Genomic DNA, 15284 nt, shown 5'->3' with positions numbered 1-15284 from the left:
CATGGGTAGCAACCTCTTTGACCTGACCGGCCGCATCGCGCTGGTCACCGGATCCTCTCGCGGCATCGGCCGCGAACTGGCCGCGGCATTGGCCTACGCCGGCGCCACGGTGGTGCTGCACGGCCGCGACGAGGCCCGCCTCGCCGAGACCGCAGCGGAGTTCACCGCGCGCTACGGTGCGGGGCGGATCTTCTCCAGCGCCTTCGACGTCACCGACGCCGAGGCGGTGGCACTGAACATCGCCAGGATCGAGGCCGAGGTGGGCCCGCTGCGCATCCTGGTCAACAACGCCGGGATCCAGCACCGCGTGCCGTTGCTGGACCTCGACGTCGCCGACTGGCAGCGCGTGCTGGACACCAACCTGACCAGCGCGTTCCTGGTGGGCCGCGAGGCGGCCCGGGGCATGCTCGCCCGCGGCGAGGGCAAGATCATCAACATCTGCTCCGTGCAGACGGACCTGGCCCGCCCGACCATCTCCGCGTACACCGCGGCCAAGGGCGGCCTGCGCAACCTGACCCGCGCGATGACCGCCGAATGGGCGGCCTCGGGCCTACAGATCAACGGCATCGCCCCCGGCTACATCCACACGGAAATGACGCAGAAGCTCGTCGACGACCCGGACTTCAACTCCTGGATCCTGGGACGCACCCCGGCCGGGCGCTGGGGCACCGTCGCGGACCTCGCCGGACCGGCCGTCTGGCTGGCCTCGGACGGCTCGAACTACGTCAACGGACAGACCATCTTCATCGACGGAGGAATGACAGTTGTCGTCTAACACCAGCACCGCCACGGCCGTCGTCGCCCACGCCGCGGGCGACCTGCGCGTCGAGGCCATCGAGATCCCGGCGCCGGCGGCCAACGAGGCCCGGATCGCCATCGCCTACGGCGGCATCTGCGGATCCGACCTACACTACTGGAGCCACGGGGCCGCGGGGGAGTCGATCCTCAAGGCGCCGATGGTCCTGGGCCACGAGATCGTCGGCACCGTGATCGACGCCGCGGCCGACGGCACCGGCCCGGTGGCCGGCACCCGCGTTGCCGTGCACCCGGCGACCCCGGGAGGAACCGGTGCACGCTATCCGGAGGAACGGCCGAACCTGTCCCCGGGCTGCACCTACCTGGGCTCGGCCGCGCGATACCCGCACACCGAGGGCGCGTTCGCAACCATCGTGAACCTTCCCTCGCGCATGCTGCGGACGCTGCCCGAAGGCCTTTCCCTGCGTGATGCGGCGCTGGCCGAACCCGCCGCGGTCGCCTGGCACGCAGTCTCGCGTGCGGGCGTCGTGGCCGGCAAGCGCGTGATGGTGATCGGCGCCGGCCCCATCGGGGCCCTGGCCGTTGCGGTCCTCAAGCGCGCGGGAGCAGCCGAGATCATCGCCGTCGACATGTTCGACAAGCCGCTGGAAATCGCGACGGCCGCAGGGGCGACGGCAACCTTGAAGGCCACGGATGAGCAGGCCATCGCCGCAGTCGAGGCCGACGTGGTCATCGAGGCCAGCGGCAACCCGCGTGGACTCGCATCCGCCGTGCGTGGTAGCGTTCGAGGCGGCCGGATTGTCATGGTTGGCCTGCTTCCCTCGGGCGAGCAGCCTGCCTTGATTTCCCTGGCGATTACGCGCGAGCTTGAACTGGTTGGCTCCTTCCGGTTCAATGACGAGATTGACGAGGTTCTTGAAGCCTTGGCCGACGGCACGCTGGACACCGCGGCCATCGTCACTCACGAATTCGACGTCAACGATGCCTTGGGGGCATTCGAGACGGCGAGGAACTCGGCGGAATCCGGAAAGGTCCTGCTGAAGTTCTGACGGCAGGGTTCGCACCCGGCCACACTCGCAACACCTAAAACTGTTGCAACGCAATGGCGAAGCACCCTCCCGGTCTCCCGTTAGAGAACCGGGCGGGTGCTTCGTTGTTAAACCCGGGCGTCGATCCAGCGAACCAAACCTAGGAATCGAATTCCCTGTCGAATCCCCGCAACAGCGGCAGCGTGCGCACGTTGGTGGTGGTGAAGTGCTTCCCCTGGAATTCCATCTCCATGACCACGCCCAATGCCAGGTCGACGATCGCGTATCCGCGCGTCGCCGGATGGAACGGGTCGTCCTTGTTGCCGAACTCAACGCGCATGTGCCCGGGTTGCCCGGGCCGGGCGGAGGTCACGGTGTTCCCGTCAGCGCCTCCGCCCCAGATGGGCAGGTCCAGCGGGCTGAACATGCCAAGCGCCGGGGCAAACATCGGAAAATGCGGGTGCCCGAACGACATGGACGCGGACTCGCCGTCGTAGACGACAACCAGCGAGGCCTCGGAAGGGTAGTAGACCACCGAATGCCCGGTACCGACCTCGTCGTATTCGTACGTTCCCTCGTTGGTCCTGGCGCGCACGGAAAATGTCGCGCCACATGCCGACTTGCTGTCCTCCTGGACGACGGTGCCAAAGATGCTGTCCTCGGTCCGCGCCGCACGCAGCGCACCGATCAAGGTGACAAGGTGCGGCAGTTCGTTTTCATCCATGGTGCACGCTCCGGCGTCGCAGGGAAGGCAGGGCATCCTGCCTTGTCGCCAGCATAGCGTTCACGTCCGTCGCGTCACCGGATTGGTGCTTTGCCATGCTTCCCGGTGCCGCGCCCACGGCCGGATGGGCGCGGTGCTAACGGTAGTCCTTGGCCAACGGCCCCATGGGTTCCGCTCCGGGGTTCGCCAGCACCGAGCGCGATGCGCGGCGGAATCCCACCATTGCCTGCCGCCAGTACCTCGCCGGGGAAAGACCGCAGGCCCGCAGGGCCGGGCCATGGTCCAGCGCCAGGACCGCTGCCGCACCGCCGGCGATGACTCCCCAAGCCAGACCGATCAGCATGCGTCCGGCGCGGGGCGTGTCGCGGAATCCCTGGCGCAGGCGGTCGATCTGGAAGCGGATGTGGTCCTGCTCGTCGCTGGCGATCCGGAGGCCGATGCCCCGCAGCACCGGATCGGGAGCCCGCTCGGCAAGTGCCGTGAAATAGCCCATGGACACCGATTCGACGATCAGGAAGAGGCCCAGCTCCGTGCGCAGGCCGAGCGCCCGGCGCAGCACGGTGAATGCCGCGTCCGACCAGTGTGCCTTGAGGCTGGGTGCCTCCAGGTGGTCCAGGCCGCGGCGGAAGAGCGCCGAGTGCTTCTGTTCCTCGCGAACCAGCAGCTCAAGCGCGGCCAGGTAGGTCGGGTCGCCCTCGAGAGCCGCCTTGGAAAGAAGGCGTTTTCCGTCGCCGCTTTCACCGAGTTCGAAGCGCTGGAACGAGTTGATGAACGCCTGTCGCGTCGGTTCGTCCAGGTTCGAGCGTGCGTCCCATTCGATGTCGGCTTCGATGAGCCGATGGTGTGCCGGGTTGGCGCGGAAATGTTCAAGCCAGCGGTCGAATGTAACGGGCTTTGATACGGTGGCGGCGCCTGCGTCCATGCTCAGTGGTTCCGTCATGATGTCTCCGATCCGGGGTACTCCAAAAGGCAGGAGTGGTCCCCTGTGGGTTTTCATTCTTGAAATTGGTTGGATTTCCTAGAGGGTCAGGAAGGGAATGAGGTGTTCGTTCCCGGGTTCACGGTCGCTCGTGGTGCACAGGTAGCCGGTCGGCAGGTAGCTCCACTGGATCTCGAAACCGGTCGCACCGCCGTCGCTTCGCATGCATGCGTCCATGGCCTTGTCCCACTTCAACCCGGGAAGGATCCAAAGTGCCAGTGCGACCAAAAGTGCGATCGGCAGGCCGGCAACGAGGACCTTTCTCGATGGGGCGCCCATCAGGGGCCGTTCTGGTTCTCCGGCCCGTCGGGAACCCAGCGCAGGATGTCCCCGGGCTGGCATTCCAGGACCTTGCAGATCGCATCGAGGGTGCTGAACCGCACGGCCTTGGCCCTCCCGTTCTTGAGCACGGCGATGTTGGCGGGGGAGATCCCCACGGCGTCGGCGAAATCATTCACCGACATTTTCCGTTTGGAGAGCTCGATGTCGATGTCGACGATGATGGCCATCAGACGACCTCTGCCAGCTCGTTTTCGAGAGTCGTCGCGCTGCGGAGCAACCCGCGCATGACCAACATGAGCAGGACGATGGATGCGCCAGCGATTCCCGCCGCGCTGACGGCCAGCACCACGCCGGGTCCCCCGACCCGGACCACGGCCAGGAGGTGCACGCCGGCAAATACGGTGAGGAGCGTCAGGGCGATGGCGGCGCCGATGATGACGTTCACCCAGCGGAACGCATGCTCGGTGAAGATCGCATTGCGTTCCACCATGGAAAGCAGCACCCAGGTTGCGAACAGCCCGATCTGGACGCAGGCGATTCCTGCAACGGCAATGACCGTGTAGGGTCCGGCAAGGAACGCCACTTCGGGAAACGCCGTCGCGGATTCCAGTGTGTAGCTCGGAACGACGACTATCTGGCCCAGCAGCAAGACCAGGAACACCAAGACGAGCAACACGCGCAAAGCGAGGATAACGGATCGTTTCATGTATCGAGTATCGATAGGAATCTATCGAAAGTCAATCGATTCCGAGAATCGGACCCTTAGTGTTTCCCGAATCGCCTAGTTCTTGGGGCGGGGGAAGATCCTTGGTTTGTCGGCCCAGACGCCGCAAATCTCCTGGTTGGTCCGCCGCATGATCTTCTCCATCGAGGCCCGCGCGTCCTGCGGCACGTGTGCGGAGATCGCGTCGGCGACGGCTTGGTGCCAGGTGAGCGCCTCCTCGTGCGGGCGTTCGGGCATGAGCCCGAGTTCGGTTCGACCGCGCAGGGTTTCGCCGATCGGGTTGGCGAGGTTCGCAAACATTTCGTTGCCCGAGGCGGCCAGCACCAGCGAGTGGAAGCGGATGTCCAGTTCCAGGAACGTGTGGAGGTCCCCGGACCGGCCGGCATGTCGCATTTGCGCGGCAAGGTTCAGGAGCTCGCCGCAGAATTCATCCGGGGCGTGTTCGGCGGCGAGTTCCGCGGCCATCGGTTCCACCGCGACGCGAAGCTCCGTGAGTGAACGCAGCTGGGCACCCAGTCCGCCGCTGGCCAAGCGCCACCTGATCACCAGCGGATCGAAGGGATTCCAGTCCTCTGGTGGCAAGACGCGGATGCCGACGCGCTTGGTGGAGACCACCAGCCCGGCGGAGGCAAGCACCCGGACGGCCTCGCGAACCACCGAGCGGGAGACCCCAAGCTCGGTTTCGATCTCCGAAGCCAGGACGACCGCGCCGGCGGGAATGGAGCCGTCGACAATTCGGCTTCCGACGTGTTCCACTGCGCGGTGGTGCAAGCTATTGGGCATGACTCAACCTTATAGGTTACTTCGCACACAAACCGACCAGCCAACTCCCAGAATCGCGCCCATTCCGGGGGCAATTTCTTGCAACGAAGCGTGTTTATTTGGCCTTGTGCACACCGGACAAACTAAGCTGGTGGGTAGTCACGAAGCCGTGCCCGGCGCTTGTCGTGCCGGTATCTTGCCCGGCTTCGATATTCGCAACCGATGGAGACTTCATGCCTGCACAGATTGGCGTCACCGGCCTAGCCGTCATGGGCGCAAACCTTGCCCGTAACTTCGCCCGCAACGGCTACACCGTTGCCCTGCACAACCGCTCGGTCGCCAAGACCGACGCCCTGTTGGCCGCACACGGCGATGAAGGCGACTTCATCCGCACCGAAACCATGGAAGAACTCGTCGCGAGCCTCGAAACTCCCCGCCGCGTCATGATCATGGTCAAGGCAGGTGGCCCGGTCGACTCCGTGATCGACTCCCTGGTCCCGCTGCTCGAAGAGGGCGACATCATCATCGATGGCGGCAACTCCAATTTCCAGGACACCCGCCGCCGCGAGGCCGACCTGGCAACCAAGGGCCTGCACTTCGTCGGCGTCGGCGTATCCGGCGGCGAAGAGGGCGCACTGCTGGGCCCCTCGATCATGCCGGGCGGTTCCAAGGAGTCCTACGACGCCCTGGGCCCGATGCTCGAAAAGATTTCCGCCAAGGCCATCGACGGGGCCCCGTGCTGCGCGTGGATCTCCACCGACGGTGCCGGCCACTTCGTGAAGATGGTCCACAACGGCATCGAGTACGCCGACATGCAGGTCATTGGCGAGGCCTACGACCTGCTGCGCACCGGAGCCGGCCTTGAGCCCGCCGCCCAGGCAGCGATCTTCGAGGAATGGAACAAGGGCGAGCTCGCCTCCTTCCTCATCGAGATCACCGCCGAGGTGTTGGCCCACGTCGACGCCAAGACCGGTTCGCCGCTCGTCGACGTCATCGTCGACTCCGCAGGCCAGAAGGGCACCGGCCGCTGGACCGTGCAGTCCGGCCTGGACCTGGGTTCCCCGATCTCCGCCATCGCCGAATCCGTCTTCGCCCGAGGCCTGTCTTCGCAGCGTGACCAGCGTGCCATCGGCCAGGAAGTCCTCGTTGGCCACGAGATCGCCGTGGAGCTCGGCGAGAACTTCGTCGAGGACGTGCGCCAGGCGCTCTTCGCCTCCAAGCTGGTTTCCTACGCCCAGGGCCTGGACATGCTCACGTCCGCCGGCAAGGAATACAACTGGGACCTGAAGCTCGACGAGATCGCCTCGCTGTGGCGTGAAGGCTGCATCATCCGCGCGGCCCTGCTTGCCGACATCACCAAGGCCTACGCCGAGGACGAGAAGCCGGCCAACCTGCTCTTCGCCCCGGCCTTCGCCGCCGCCATCGCCGAGGCCGTCCCGGCCTGGCGCCGCGTGGTCGCCACCGCCGTCCAGATGGGTGTGCCGGTTCCGGTGTTCTCCTCCTCGCTGGCCTACTACGACGGCCTGCGCCGCAAGCGCCTGCCGGCCGCGTTGACCCAGGGCCTGCGCGACCTCTTCGGTGCGCACACCTACAACCGCGTCGATGTCGAGGGATCGTTCCACACTCAGTGGAGCGGCGACAAGACTGAAATCGAAGCCGAAGACACCCACTAGTCTTCACGCGTTTCACCCCAAGAGGTGGTACCCCTGTTTTTGCGGGGCACCACCTCTTTGCGTGCGGTCGCTTAGGGCAGCCGGTTCCGGGCGTCGGCGATTTCCGCGTCGTACTGGGCCTCGTCGAACACGAATTCGCCGGCCGCCGGCACGTAGTTTCCGAAGTAGTCGTCATCCCCGTAGCACCATGAATAGGCAAAGTCCGACCACACTACCCGGCCCTCGGTTCGAGTGATGCGCACCGTTAGTCCGCCACAGCCCGGGTCGCCACAGGGGCAACCCAGCAACCAGGGGTCCCGTCCCGATTCATGCAGCCGCGGGCCCGACAAGCAATCCAGCTGCTGTCTGGCCGCGTCGTCACGGCTAGCTAGCCTGCAAATTCGTCTGGCATGAGTCGATGATCGACGGGGTTCCTGCGCCCCTCTGCTCCAGCCACGAGGACAGGAGCCGGCCGTCGATTTCAAAGTCCAGCCACGGGTCCGAGCCTTGAAAAATGTTCGCTGGCCTGTGGGGCAGGAATCGTCGCTTCTTCCGGGTGGACCGCGAATTCGGGACGAGTCGCAGTACGTGGGGAACTCGTTCGGTGTCGGTCGATGGTGGAAGGGTGCGTGGAAAATGCAGGATGTCGGTCTCGCGGGTTTCGAAAGGGTCCCGGTCGAAGCTTAGGGTTCCCAGTCCCGTCTCAATCTCGAGCCCGGCCTCCGCATGTTCCAGCCGTGGCGCGGCAATTTCTATCTCGGAAAACGCGTCAAGAATTGCGTCCGGAAAGATTGCCTGGTCAGGGACGATGTCTGCACGGATCGACGTTGGTTGTGTGCTTTCGTAGCTTTGTCCGCTGCGCAAGGCCAGGAACCATTCAAAGCTGTTGTGGCCAGTCCTGTAGCAGCGAATCCAATAGCCGTCGCCATGGACATCCAGCCAAGGCGTGTCGCGCTCGGCCGCACCCCATGGGCAGGACCCACTGGTGAAACGGTCGGCATCTTGGCGATCCACGTCATGAACTCCAATCGAACTGGCATCGGCAAGGTGCAACACGGACGCTGCTGTGCCGTCCATGACCGGGCTTTGTCCAACGCGGCCCTAGGGCCAGGTCGAACCCGGTCCTCGTGAAGAGACGGCACTGTTTGGGATAGTGGTCGGCGGTCGGCGGAGGTGTAAAGCGCCAGCCTGCCCAGTTGAACCTGGGATGCGCGACATCCTCCTGGCTCAACCGGGAGCACCTCTGGAGTTTTCACACGGGAATCAATCGGCCAAGTGGTCCAGCTGGCCCATGAGCCCGGGATAGCTGGAGTCTTCCGCCAATACCTTTTCAAAGTCCTTCCGGGCAAGCGATCGCTTGCCTTGTGCGAGGAGCAACCGCCCACGCTCGATTAGCGCTCGGTGCCGCAGGGCGGCGGGCCTGGACCGGATCCTCAACGCCTCCTTGAATGCATCTCGGGCGGCATCCAGGAACGCGAGCTCGCGCAGAGCAATGGCGCGCTGGATCAGCAGGAAAGTGGCGGCCTCGTCCACGTTGGAGATTCCGTCGGTCAGTGCAACCACGTCGTCCCACCGTCGCTGGCAGGAATACAGTTCGGCCAACGAGACGGCGGCAACGGTGCTCGGTGTCAACTGTTCCACCGCGTCGACGGCGGCAGGCAGGTTTCCCGCGGCCTGGTGGACCTCGGCCAGCAACAGGCCTATGAAATCGTGGTCCGTCGACAGTTCCGCGGTGATTCCCTCGGCGATGTTGATGGCGGCCACCGTGCGCCCGGGCAGGTACTTGAGCACGAACGGATCCGCAGCAGGGTCGTACCCGATTTCAAAAAGCCATGTCAGCAGCTCGATCCCGCGGTTGAAGTTGTTTGTCGGCAAGGCATCGTCGGCGGCCTCCCGGAATGCGGCGATCTGTCGCGCGGCCGGGTGTTCGATGGCGACGCGCTTGAGCTGCTGCAGATCGGGTTTCGCGACCAAATGCCGGTGCAGTTCCTTCTCCCACTTCGGCGCAAAGATCCCGGGCGTCGGGGGAGCGGGCGGAGCTGCGTGCGCCGCATTTCCGGCAGGGGTGGCCGTGCGCCGCACGGAGCCGCCTAACGTGGAGGTGCTGACGTGTGAGATGCCGGTACCGGGAATGCCGACGGTGTGGGTGACGCGGCCCGAGGTGTTGGCGGAAATCCGGGCACCCTTCACGCCCGCGCTCAGTCCGAGGCTCTTCGGGGTGACCGTCATGCGGATTCCCGGCGCGATCTTGAACGACTTCCTCATCCTGAATCCCACAACAATTTCCCCCTTGAATCGTGCTCTGTTCGGCTTGAACCAGTCTAGACAGACGACCCCGACGCATCCCGGATCGGCACGGCGCACCAACCTGCCCGTGCCGCCGTTCTTCGGTCTGCTGTCCGAACGGCTGGTCCTTGTCCGCGGTTGGCGGGCGGGCATAGGCTCGGTCCCATGGACTATCGATTCCTCGGGGCCTCCGGGCTCAAGATCACCGAAATCACCTACGGCAATTGGCTCACCCACGGCTCCCAGGTGGAAAACGATGTCGCGGCCGCCTGCGTCAGGGCGGCACTCGATGCTGGCATCACGACCTTTGACACGGCCGACGCCTATGCCAACGGTGCCGCCGAGGAAGTGCTCGGGGCGGCACTGAAGTCGCAGCGCCGCGAATCACTTGAGGTCTTCACCAAGGTGTACTGGCCAGTCGGCCCCAAGGGACCCAACGACACAGGCCTGTCCCGAAAGCACATCATGGAGGGCATCAACGGTTCGCTGCGGCGCCTGGACATGGACTATGTCGACCTCTACCAGGCGCACCGGTACGACCATGAGACGCCCCTTGAGGAGACGATCCAGGCGTTCGCCGACGTAGTGCGTGCCGGCAAGGCCCTGTACATCGGCGTCTCCGAGTGGTCGGCCGCCCAGTTGCGCGAAGGCCAGCGACTGGCCCGGCAGGCGGGGTTCTCATTGGTCTCCAACCAGCCCCAGTATTCGGCGCTGTGGCGCGTGATCGAGGCCGAGGTGGTGCCTGCCTCCAGGGAGCTGGGCATGTCCCAGGTCGTCTGGTCCCCGATGGCGCAGGGAGTCCTCTCCGGCAAGTACCTTCCCGGCCAGCCCGCCCCGGCCGGAAGCCGCGCCACGGATGAAAAGGGCGGTCAAAACACCATCTCCCGGTTCATGGACGACGTGCTGCTCGAACGTGTCCAGAAGCTGCGGCCGATCGCCGACGAGCTGGCGCTGAAGATGTCCCAACTGGCCATCGCCTGGGTCCTGCAAAACCCGAACGTCGCCACTGCCCTGGTGGGTGCCTCGCGGCCCGAGCAGGTGGCGGAGAACGTCAAGGCATCCGGCGTGGTGATCCCGCCGGAGCTGATGGCCGCCATCGACGATGCACTTGGCGACTCGGTCGAGCGCGACCCGGCCATGACCGTGAGCCCGGAGAAGCGCCCGGCGTAGGTGTCGAACGGATCCCTCCCGAAATGGTGCTGCCGTGCTCCGGCGACAACGTCCGATTGTTCGCCCGGCAGATGCGTAACCTGCGCAGGAACATGATCCGTCGTGGGTTACGTTTAGGGCTATGACAAGTGCTTATGAGTTGGAACGCGCGGCCGATACGCTGCGGACATTTGCCCTGGACGAGGGCCTGAAAGCGCGGGTCATGTCCTCGCCGGTGCTGGCAGAGATGGCAACGCGAGTTTCGCGGAGATACACCGCGGGGGACACCGTCGAGGAAGCGATACTAACCGCGCGGAAGGCCATGGACCGGGGCCACCGTGTCAGCATCGAATACGCGGGTGAGTCGGTGCGCACACGCGAGTTGGCCGTGTCCGAGGCGGGGGTTTTCCTGGACGTGGCCACTGCGATGGGAGAATCCGAGCTGCCCGGCACCATCTCCTTCGACCTGACGCACCTCGGTGCGCTCGTTGACCCCGAGCTTGCGCTGGAACACGTCCGGGCACTTGCCCGGGCAACGGAGGCGCAGGGAACCACCCTCATGATTTCCGCCGAAGGGTCGGACCGGACCGACCTCGTCCTGGATCTGTACGATCGGCTTTCCGACGAGATCCCGCGGATCGGCATCACGCTTCAGGCAAGGCTGCACCGGACGCCTGCGGACCTCGAACGCGTCCTGAAGCGCCCGGGAACGATCCGGTTGGTCAAGGGCGCCTTCCTTGAGCCGGAATCCGTTGCCTACCCCCGCAACAGCCGGGAGCTCGCCGTCGCGTACCGTTCGCTGGCTGCCCGGCTGGTGGAATCGGGGCACCGCGCGGCATTTGCCACGCACGACGAGGAACTGGTCGATGCCCTCATCGCCGAGCACGGTGATGCCCTGAAGGGCGGCCAGATCGAATTCGAAATGCTGCTGGGGCTTGGCACGCAGTTGATGGATCGACTGGGTGCCCAGGGCTACGCCACGCGCGAGTACATCGTCTTCGGCGGGGAATGGTGGCTGTACGTGCTCAACCGCATGGCTGAACACCCCGAGCGCGCTCTGGCGGCCCTGGCCGACCTGAACCTGCTTCCCACGGCGTAGATCCATCGGCCGGCGGGCGTCCCGCTGCGCTGCGGTTTTCGCACTTGAGGGCGCCAACGATCGGGACCTTGCGGGTTGCGAACACTGGATTACACTTATTACACAAGTATTCACAGATGACACAACTATTCACCGGAGTTGCCAGTGATCAACCCATTCCGCCCGACCGCCGGTGCGACACCGCCGGACATCATCGGCCGCACGGGAGTCCTCGACGAGTTCGAGTACGGACTCGACATCCGATCCGGCGCACCCGGGCTGCTCTCCATCATCACCGGTGCCCGAGGCATCGGAAAGACCGTGATGCTCGGCGTCGCTGAGGACATGGCGCGTGCCAAGGGCTGGGTCGTCATCTCCGAAACGGCGACGGCCGGCTTCCTCGGCCGCTTGGGCAAGGCCATGGAGCACGCGGCCGACGAACTCGGCGACGGGCCCCCGCGGCGGCGCATCACCGGGATCTCCGCGGGCGGGTTCAGCATCGCCACCAGCCTCCCGCCCGAGCAACAGCTTGACTGGCGGCAGCTCGGCGAGGAGCTCCTGGGCCACCTCGAGGCGCAGAAAACCGGGTTGCTGATCACGGTCGACGAAATCCATGCGGCCGACCGCAGCGAGCTGGCGCAGCTTGCAGCCAGCGTCCAGCACTTCATCCGCGACGGCCTGCCCGTGGCGCTGGTGTTCGCCGGGCTGCCCGCAGCCGTCTCCGACCTGCTGAACGAGGGCGTCGCCACCTTCCTGCGCCGGGCGGACCGGATCGACCTGCACGCCGCCGCGGTCGGCGAGGTCAAGGCCTCCTACCTGGAAACCTTCAACGACGCCGGCTTCACGCTTTCCCCCGGGCTGGCCAGGCAGGCCGCCGAGGCCACCGACGGATACCCGTTCCTGATCCAGCTGGTCGGCTACCACCTGTGGCAGCTGGCGGAGGTCGGCTCCGGGACGATCGACGTCGGCGACATCGAGAAGGCGACTCGGGTCGCCCGGCGTCGCAACACCCGGGTTGTCATCGAGGCGGCGCTCTCCGAGGCCTCGTCCAAGGACCTGGACTTCCTGCTGGCCATGGCCGTGGACGACGGACCGTCCTCGATCGCCGAGGTCGGCGCCCGCATGGGGGACAGGCGCAACACCTCGGGCAACTACCGTTCCCGGCTGATCGCCGCCGGCCTGGCCGAGCCAGCGGGGCGTGGAAACATCCGGTTCGCCATCCCGGGCCTGCGTGAGTACCTGCTGGCCAAGTACCCGGACGGGGCCTAACCACGGTCCGGTCGGCGGGCAAAGAAAAGCGGCGTCGAAACCGCCCCGAAAGGGGAAGGCTCCGACGCCGCGGCAATTCTCTGTTTTGCGATCCGGCTAGATCCACATGGCCGGGTCGATGTACTCGGCAGGATCCACCGCCGGCTTGCGCTCCTCCAGAGTGCGGGGGCGGTTCTTCGCCGGGATGCCGGTGATGATCGAGCCTTCCGGTGCGTCCTTGACCACCACGGAGTTGGCGCCGATGGCCGAGTCCGCGCCGATCACGATCGGCCCCAGCACCTTGGCGCCGGCACCGATCACCACGCGGTCACCGATGGTCGGGTGGCGCTTGACCTTTGCCAGCGACCGCCCGCCGAGCGTGACGCCGTGGTAGATCATCACGTCGTCGCCGATCTCCGCTGTCTCGCCGATCACGACGCCCATGCCGTGGTCGATGAAGAAGCGGCGGCCGATCGTCGCGCCCGGGTGGATTTCGATCCCGGTGACGAACCGGCCGGCCTGGGAAATCAGCCGCGCCGGGAAGCGCAACCTGGGATTCTGCCAGAGCCGATGGGTCAGCCTGTAGATCCAGATGGCATGCAACCCGGAGTACGCCAGGAAGTTCTCGGCATTGCCGCGGGCGGCAGGATCATGGGCGCTCGCGCTGACTAGATCCTCGCGCAATCGGGAAAAGAAACTCACAACGTGACCTTTGTTCCAGGGGTTTGTTCGGGAGGTTCCCCGGCTTGCGGCGCGGGAAACCAAAAGCGGCGGACTCGCCCCTTCCGCCCGGCGCGCCCCGGGAATCGGGGCGCACCGCGCGGAGGGTCGGTCCACCGGAAAGTGCTGCTAAAGCCTAGCCGCGGATGTCGTCGAAGAGCAGGGTGGAGATGTAGCGTTCGCCGAAGTCGGGGATCACGGCGACGATCAGCTTGCCCTTGTTCTCCTCGCGGGCCGCGACCTGCAGGGCGCCCCAGACGGCGGCGCCGCCGGAGATGCCGCCGAGGATGCCTTCCTGGGTGCCGAGCGCGCGGGCAACGGACACGGAGTCATCGATCGCGGCGTCAAGCACTTCGTCGTACAGCTCGGTGTCCAGCACCTCGGGAATGAAGTTGGCGCCCAGGCCCTGGATCTTGTGCGGGCCCGGCTTGCCGCCGTTGAGGATCGCCGAATCCTTCGGCTCCACCGCGATGACCTGTAGGGACGGCTTCTGGCGCTTCAGGAAGCGGCCGGCGCCGGTGATGGTGCCGCCGGTGCCGATGCCCGCAACGAGGATGTCGATCTCTCCGTCGGTGTCTTCCCAGATCTCCGGGCCGGTGGTGGCCTCGTGGATGTTCGGGTTGGCGACGTTGGCGAACTGCTGCGCCCAGATGGCGTTCTCGGTGGTCGCCACGATCTCCTTGGCCTTCTCCACCGCGCCGCGCATGCCCTCGGAACCCGGGGTCAGCACGATCTCGGCGCCGAAGGCGCGCAGCATGACGCGGCGCTCGGTGCTCATGGTCTCCGGCATGGTCAGGACAACCTTGTAGCCGCGTGCCGCACCGACCATGGCCAGGGCGATGCCGGTGTTGCCGGAGGTGCCCTCGACGATGGTTCCGCCCGGCTTCAGCGCGCCCGATGCCTCGGCGGCGTTCACGATGGCCACGCCGATGCGGTCCTTGACCGAGTTTGCCGGGTTGTAGAACTCCAGCTTCACCGCGATGTTGCCCGGCAGTCCCTCGGCCAGGCGGTTCAGGCGCACCAGCGGGGTGCGGCCGACGATTTCGGTGACGTCGTTGTAGATCTTCGACATGGTTGATGTTTCCTTAGCCATGGTGGATGTGTCCTTACATGCAAGCGGTCCCGCAGTGTTGAACCGTGGTCAAGTGGTTGGCTATAAGCCTAGTCAGCCTCGCGGTTCGACGGGTTCTTCAAGCCACGCGGCGTAATATTTCCTCGCCTTGGCGAGTTTCGGGTCGATAATGACGCGGCAGTAGCCCTCGCGGGGGAACCGGTTGTAGTAGTCCTGGTGGATGCCCTCAGCGACAAAGAAGTCCGCGGGTTCCTCGATGGCCGTCACGATCGGGTCGGGGTACAACCCGGCAAATTTCCGCACGAATTCGCGGAAAAGCTCGTCCTGGTCGGCATCCAGCGGGTACATCGCCGAGCGGTATTGCGTGCCAACGTCGTAGCCCTGCCGGTTCAGCGTGGTGGGATCATGCGTGGTGAAGAACATGTCAAGAATGACTTCCTCGGGCACGATCGCCGGGTCGAATGTTACGGCGACGGCTTCCGCGTGACCCGTGTTTCCCGCGCAGACCGACCTGTAAGTGGGCGCCGGCTCGTGTCCGCCGGTGTAGCCGGAAATCACCGAGGACACCCCGCGGGTCCGCTGGTACACCGCGTCCAAGCACCAAAAACAGCCGCCTGCTAGGACAAAGGTGCGCAACAGCTGTCCGTCGCCGCCTTCGCTGGTCGGCGAAAAGCGGATCGGGATGTCGGAGATTGAAAAATCGTTCACATGGATACTCAATCACGGGACACGGCATTTCATTCCCGGCACATGCGCCCAAACCAATCCCGGCCATGCGTCCAAAGCGCGCCGATCCGGTTACGGTAGATGCATGCAAAGCAACA

The 15284-nt window shown here is 65.4% G+C and carries 18 protein-coding genes; 6 read left to right on the top strand and 12 right to left on the bottom strand.

What is annotated here, in order from left to right; translation table 11 throughout:
• Position 1 precedes the first annotated feature (1 nt).
• Positions 2–775, top strand: coding sequence for an SDR family oxidoreductase (locus ACIQLF_RS06870; RefSeq protein WP_400295983.1), 774 nt, complete (start codon positions 2–4; stop codon positions 773–775).
• A complete protein-coding gene (locus ACIQLF_RS06865) occupies positions 765–1805 on the top strand; it encodes an L-idonate 5-dehydrogenase (protein WP_400295981.1) in 1041 nt (346 codons plus the stop codon). The genes ACIQLF_RS06870 and ACIQLF_RS06865 overlap by 11 nt, the downstream gene beginning before the upstream one ends.
• Positions 1806–1944: 139 nt before the next feature.
• Here the strand turns inward: ACIQLF_RS06865 and ACIQLF_RS06860 are convergent, their stop codons facing one another.
• The 6 genes from ACIQLF_RS06860 to ACIQLF_RS06835 all read right to left on the bottom strand — a co-directional run bounded on the left by ACIQLF_RS06860 (position 1945) and on the right by ACIQLF_RS06835 (position 5276).
• Entirely contained in the window at positions 1945–2508 is a 564-nt protein-coding gene (locus ACIQLF_RS06860) for a hypothetical protein (RefSeq protein WP_400295979.1), read from the bottom strand.
• 136 nt (positions 2509–2644) lie between these two features.
• Entirely contained in the window at positions 2645–3448 is an 804-nt protein-coding gene (locus tag ACIQLF_RS06855) for a ferritin-like domain-containing protein (RefSeq protein WP_400295976.1), read from the bottom strand.
• Positions 3449–3526: 78 nt separating this feature from the next.
• Positions 3527–3766, bottom strand: coding sequence for a hypothetical protein (locus tag ACIQLF_RS06850; RefSeq protein WP_400295974.1), 240 nt, complete (start codon positions 3764–3766; stop codon positions 3527–3529).
• The gene (locus ACIQLF_RS06845; RefSeq protein ID WP_400295971.1) at positions 3766–3996 is read right to left on the bottom strand and encodes a helix-turn-helix domain-containing protein; all 231 of its coding nucleotides are present in this window, start codon (positions 3994–3996) and stop codon (positions 3766–3768) included. Before ACIQLF_RS06845 ends, ACIQLF_RS06850 begins: the two co-directional genes overlap by 1 nt.
• Positions 3996–4475, bottom strand: coding sequence for a DUF2975 domain-containing protein (locus tag ACIQLF_RS06840; protein WP_400295969.1), 480 nt, complete (start codon positions 4473–4475; stop codon positions 3996–3998). Before ACIQLF_RS06840 ends, ACIQLF_RS06845 begins: the two co-directional genes overlap by 1 nt.
• Before the next feature lie 75 nt (positions 4476–4550).
• Positions 4551–5276 (bottom strand): FadR/GntR family transcriptional regulator, encoded by a 726-nt coding sequence (locus tag ACIQLF_RS06835; RefSeq protein WP_400295966.1) that lies wholly within the window; start codon positions 5274–5276, stop codon positions 4551–4553.
• 212 nt (positions 5277–5488) lie between these two features.
• On the opposite strand from ACIQLF_RS06835, the gene gndA reads away from it, so the two are divergent.
• Positions 5489–6928, top strand: coding sequence for an NADP-dependent phosphogluconate dehydrogenase (gene gndA, locus ACIQLF_RS06830; RefSeq protein WP_400295964.1), 1440 nt, complete (start codon positions 5489–5491; stop codon positions 6926–6928).
• A gap of 71 nt (positions 6929–6999) precedes the next feature.
• Here gndA and ACIQLF_RS06825 read toward each other — a convergent pair whose 3' ends face one another.
• The 3 genes from ACIQLF_RS06825 to ACIQLF_RS06815 form a co-directional block, all read right to left on the bottom strand.
• A complete protein-coding gene (locus ACIQLF_RS06825; protein ID WP_400295961.1) occupies positions 7000–7170 on the bottom strand; it encodes a hypothetical protein in 171 nt (56 codons plus the stop codon).
• Positions 7171–7291: 121 nt separating this feature from the next.
• Positions 7292–7984: a hypothetical protein gene (locus ACIQLF_RS06820; RefSeq protein WP_400295959.1), complete on the bottom strand. Its 693-nt coding sequence runs from the start codon at positions 7982–7984 to the stop codon at positions 7292–7294.
• 186 nt (positions 7985–8170) lie between these two features.
• Positions 8171–9172 carry a DUF4236 domain-containing protein gene (locus ACIQLF_RS06815; RefSeq protein WP_400295957.1) on the bottom strand — a complete coding sequence of 334 codons (1002 nt, stop codon included), beginning with the start codon at positions 9170–9172 and terminating at the stop codon, positions 8171–8173.
• 186 nt (positions 9173–9358) lie between these two features.
• On the opposite strand from ACIQLF_RS06815, the gene ACIQLF_RS06810 reads away from it, so the two are divergent.
• The 3 genes from ACIQLF_RS06810 (at position 9359) to ACIQLF_RS06800 (ending at position 12689) form a co-directional block, all read left to right on the top strand.
• Positions 9359–10363, top strand: coding sequence for an aldo/keto reductase family protein (locus ACIQLF_RS06810; protein ID WP_400295955.1), 1005 nt, complete (start codon positions 9359–9361; stop codon positions 10361–10363).
• Between the two features lie 121 nt (positions 10364–10484).
• Positions 10485–11441 (top strand): proline dehydrogenase family protein, encoded by a 957-nt coding sequence (locus ACIQLF_RS06805; protein ID WP_400295953.1) that lies wholly within the window; start codon positions 10485–10487, stop codon positions 11439–11441.
• Between the two features lie 144 nt (positions 11442–11585).
• Entirely contained in the window at positions 11586–12689 is a 1104-nt protein-coding gene (locus ACIQLF_RS06800; RefSeq protein ID WP_400295951.1) for an ATP-binding protein, read from the top strand.
• A gap of 96 nt (positions 12690–12785) precedes the next feature.
• On the opposite strand, the gene epsC is transcribed toward ACIQLF_RS06800, so the two are convergent.
• The 3 genes from epsC to msrA form a co-directional block, all read right to left on the bottom strand.
• The gene (gene epsC, locus ACIQLF_RS06795) at positions 12786–13370 is read right to left on the bottom strand and encodes a serine O-acetyltransferase EpsC (protein WP_400295948.1); all 585 of its coding nucleotides are present in this window, start codon (positions 13368–13370) and stop codon (positions 12786–12788) included.
• 154 nt (positions 13371–13524) lie between these two features.
• Positions 13525–14460, bottom strand: coding sequence for a cysteine synthase A (cysK, locus tag ACIQLF_RS06790; RefSeq protein WP_400296403.1), 936 nt, complete (start codon positions 14458–14460; stop codon positions 13525–13527).
• A 93-nt stretch (positions 14461–14553) separates the two neighbouring features.
• Positions 14554–15096, bottom strand: a complete 543-nt coding sequence (msrA, locus tag ACIQLF_RS06785; protein ID WP_400296401.1) for a peptide-methionine (S)-S-oxide reductase MsrA — start codon at positions 15094–15096, stop codon at positions 14554–14556.
• Between the last annotated feature and the right edge of the window lie 188 nt (positions 15097–15284).

Source organism: Paeniglutamicibacter sp. NPDC091659, from assembly GCF_044756805.1.
In the GTDB taxonomy this organism is placed as follows: Bacteria; Actinomycetota; Actinomycetes; order Actinomycetales; family Micrococcaceae; genus Paeniglutamicibacter.
This window is presented reverse-complemented; position numbering and strand designations above follow the sequence as displayed.